Source organism: Desulfobaculum sp., from assembly GCF_054921475.1.
In genome coordinates this window covers 1-3,862 of record NZ_JBUDSW010000301.1, presented here as the reverse complement: position 1 = coordinate 3,862, position 3,862 = coordinate 1, and the positions used below count along the sequence as shown (strand labels likewise).

At 60.5% G+C, this 3,862-nt stretch carries 3 protein-coding genes; 1 reads left to right on the top strand and 2 read right to left on the bottom strand.

Going from position 1 to position 3,862, the window contains the following annotated elements:
* Nucleotides 1–36 precede the first annotated feature (36 nt).
* The gene (locus ACY69P_RS14940; RefSeq protein WP_462328050.1) at nucleotides 37–1,074 is read right to left on the bottom strand and encodes an alpha/beta hydrolase; all 1,038 of its coding nucleotides are present in this window, start codon (nucleotides 1,072–1,074) and stop codon (nucleotides 37–39) included.
* A gap of 39 nt (nucleotides 1,075–1,113) precedes the next feature.
* A complete protein-coding gene (locus ACY69P_RS14935) occupies nucleotides 1,114–2,301 on the bottom strand; it encodes an iron-containing alcohol dehydrogenase (RefSeq protein ID WP_462328049.1) in 1,188 nt (395 codons plus the stop codon).
* 178 nt (nucleotides 2,302–2,479) lie between these two features.
* On the opposite strand from ACY69P_RS14935, the gene ACY69P_RS14930 reads away from it, so the two are divergent.
* The gene (locus ACY69P_RS14930) at nucleotides 2,480–3,367 is read left to right on the top strand and encodes an AraC family transcriptional regulator (RefSeq protein ID WP_462328048.1); all 888 of its coding nucleotides are present in this window, start codon (nucleotides 2,480–2,482) and stop codon (nucleotides 3,365–3,367) included.
* Nucleotides 3,368–3,862 lie beyond the last annotated feature (495 nt).

Sequence of the window (3,862 nt, the reverse complement as noted above, 5' to 3'; positions counted from 1 at the left end):
ACAGGCGCAGTATATGCCATATTGCCGCGTGTATGGTTATTTCAGGGCCGTGGCGAAGAAGTCTTCCAGCGTGTCAAAGGGGATTGCGTCCACTTTGTCGTACAGGTCCACGTGATTGGCGCCGGGGACGACCACAAGTTCCTTGGGCTGGTTGGCCTTTTTGAACGCATCCTCACTGAAGTAGCGGGAGTGGGCATTTTCGCCGATGATGAACAAAATGGGCCGGGGCGAGATGGACGCAATGCGGTCAAGCAGCTTGTAATTCATGAAAGCCATGTCGCTGGTCATGGTGAAGTGCGTGGTGGACCGGCGATGCAGGCCGCGCTCCGTCTTGTAGTAGCCGTAGAACTCGCGGGTGATGGGGTCGGTTTCCTCGTCAATGGTCTCCGGCAGGCCCAGTGTTTTGACCTCGCCGCCAGCGTATTCCTGCCAGCGCTCCTTGCCGAGTTCGTCGAGGTAGGCGTTTCGCTCCGCTTCGGACCACAAGTCCATCCAGCCGTTGGCCTTCACGCGGCTCATGTCATACATGCTGACCGTAGCCACGGCCTTGATGCGCCTGTCGACCTGCGCCGCGCTGAGGGCAAAGCCGCCGCTGCCGCAAATGCCGATAACGCCTATGCGCTCGCGGTCCACGTAGGGGCGGGTTCCCATAAAGTCCACGGCGGCGTGGAAGTCCTCCACAAAGCCTTCAACGGATGAGGTCTGGCGCGGAAAGCCGCCGCTCTCGCCGTTGTAGGATTCATCAAAGGCGATGGTGACGAAGCCGCGCTCCGCCATGGTTTGGGCGTAGATGCCCGCCCCTTGCTCCTTCACGCCGCCGTAAGGCGTGCCAACAATAATGGCGGGGTAGCCCCTGGACGGGTCAAAGTCCTTGGGCTTGAACATGTCGGCGGCGATGAAGATGCCAAACCGGTTATGAAATTCCACCTTTTCGTGGATGACGTTGTCGCTTTGTGCGTACGTTTTGTCCCAGGTCATGGTGTCCTCCGCATGGGCCATGGTTGTGAAAAGAACCAGAAGCAGGACCGGCAGCAGGGCCGCTCCTTTTCCGGCGAGCAGTGATGCGGCGCGCATAGCGTCCTCCTGCATGGGCTGTGGTGTGTGGCCGTGCGCCTACAAGGCGGACCGGAATATCGAGACGATGTCCGCGGAGCTCATGGGCGGGCGTCCGGGCAGGTTGCCGTCTTCATCGTGGATGATTCGCAGCGTATCGCGGGCGTAGGTCTCCAAAAGGGTGTCGTCGATGCCCAGTTCGCTCAGCCGGGTCGGGCAATCGATGGAGCGCAGGAATGCTTCGAAATGGTCAATCCCCTCCAGCGCGCAGGACACATCATTCTTCGAGGTCGCCGTCAGGCCAAAGATGCGCTGGGCAAACTGGACGAACTTTGGCGTGTTCGTCTTGGCCGCAAAGCGCATCCACGCGGGGTTGATGACCGACAGGCCCGCCGCGTGGGTGACGTCATGATGGCCGGACAGGGTGTGCTCCAGCATATGCACGGGGTAGGCGCCGTTGGTGCCCACCTGCACCCAGCCGTTGAGCGCTACAGAGGCCGCCCACTGGATGTGCGTGCGCGCGTCAATGTCCGCGCCGTCGGCGAGGGCTTTCGGTCCCCACTGCATGGCGGTGAGGATGACGCCTTCGGCAAAGCGGTCCTGCAGGGGAGTGCTGTCGATGCCATTGAAGTAGGCTTCGGTTACGTGGGTGATGAGGTCGCACACGCCATAGGCCGTCTGGTTGCGCGGCACACTCACGGTGAGCTCGGGGTCCATGATGGCGGCCTTGGGGTAGAGCAGGGGAATTTGGATGAAGGATTTGACCTTCGTCTCCTCGTTGGTAATCACCGCGCCGCAGTTGGTCTCGGACCCTGTGGCCGCCAGCGTGGGAACCGTGATGACGGGCAGGGCCTTTTGGGGAACGTGGACATCCGCCTGCCCATGGTGAATCATATCCCACGGGTCGCCGTCGTAGAATGTGGCGGCGGCGATGACTTTTGCCGCGTCCATAACGCTGCCGCCGCCGATGGCGATGATGACATCGCAGCCCTGACTGCGGGCGGTTTGCGCGCCGCGGATGACGGAGGTGATGCGCGGGTTTGGCTCCACGCCGTCGCACTCGGCAGAGGCAACACCTGCGGCCGTAAGGCTCTGCACTGCGCGGTCAAACGCACCGCTTTTCTTCACGCTGCCGCCGCCGGTGACAATGAGGGCTTTTGCGCCGTATTCGCGGGTTACTTCTCCAAGCCGGGTCAGATTGCCCGCGCCAAAAATGATTCGAGTCGGATTGTGAAATTCAAAATTCATTCCCCACTCCTTGTGTTTTCATGTGGTCGATGGAGACAGTTCTACGGGGCGGGCTGGCGGGATTGAACACACATTTCTCTCTAAAGTTTGCCCAATCCTCTATGGATGGAGCGAGAGGCTTGAACCGCAGCGGAAAGTGGTGTCTGTAGGATGAGCAGACTCAAGGAGGGAAGGCCATATGTCAGAACTGTCTCAATTGCTTCATGAAATGGCAACGAACGACGGCGGGGCCGTTGAATCAAACCTGCCGGGCGTACGGTTTTTTAAGGATACAAAGCACGTTAGGCGCAGGCCAATGTTGTACAATCCTGGAATTTGCATCGTGGCATCGGGGCACAAGGAAGGAACGCTCGGCGGGGTGTTTTTCCGCTACGACGCGGACAACTATCTTGTCACATCCGTTGCCATGCCCTTTGAGTGCGAGTCCTTCCCCGGTGAGCGCGACCCGCTCCTTGGGCTGTACATCGACCTCGACATGGCCGAGCTCAATGACCTGATAACCCAGATGGACGAGCGCCCCGGCTCCGTTGAGCTTGGAGTCGGCGATTCGCCATTGGGTATTGGTCCCTCAGCCATGGATAAGGACATGAAAGACGCGGCGGTAAAGCTCCTGCGGACGCTGCGCTCCGAGCGGGAGGCCCGCATCCTTGGCCCGGGCCTAGTGCGCGAAATGTACTACCGCGCCCTGTGCGGCAGCCAAGCCCCGGTACTGTATTCCCTTGCCAAGGGCGGCAACACCTACTCGCAGGTGGCGCGGGTGATTTCCCTGCTGGAAGGCAACTACGCCAAAAAATTCAATGTGCAGGAGATGGCGGACTCCGCGCATATGAGCGTTTCGGCCTTTCATAAGGCCTTCAAGGACATCACGGCGGACTCGCCCCTGCGCTACCTGAAAAAAATCCGCCTGACCCGGGCGCGCGACCTTATTGTGCAGCAGAATATGAAGGCCTATCTCGCCGCCGACGCTGTGGGGTATGAAAGCACCTCACAGTTTAGCCGCGAGTTCAAGCGCCACTTTGGGCAAAGCCCTGCGGAGCTCATGCGCGAAATGCGCTCCGCCGTCTAAGACCACGCGGCCAGAGACGTTGCCGTGTCGGAGATGCTGCCCGTTGGGACACATGCAAAACGCCCTGAGACGTTACAGAATGTCTCAGGGCGTTTTGCGTGTGCTGTGGCGGAAGGGGGGGATGTATGGACCCGGCCAGCACGAGGGAAAAAAGACGGGGCGGAGCCATGCTCCACCCCGAGGAAGCTGGGAGGCCTTGTCCGGTGCCGCCTGATGCCGCCAGAAGAGCGAGCGCCGGGAAGCCGGCAGCGGCGGTGCGTCCGTGCGTGGTGTGCAGCCACGCGCAGGCGAAGAGGGGTGACGGCAAGGATGCTCTTTAGGCCTCGGCGTCTTCGTCCGCGTGAAGGGGGACGCCGTTATAGGCGTTTTCCAGATCCTTCAGGGGAGCAAAAATTGTGGGATCGAGCTTGAGGTCCGCGGGAAGAGGGTATTCCCGTCCGGTGCTCTCGTACTTGGGTTGTCCCATGCGGTGGTATTCGAGGATTTCGTACTCCA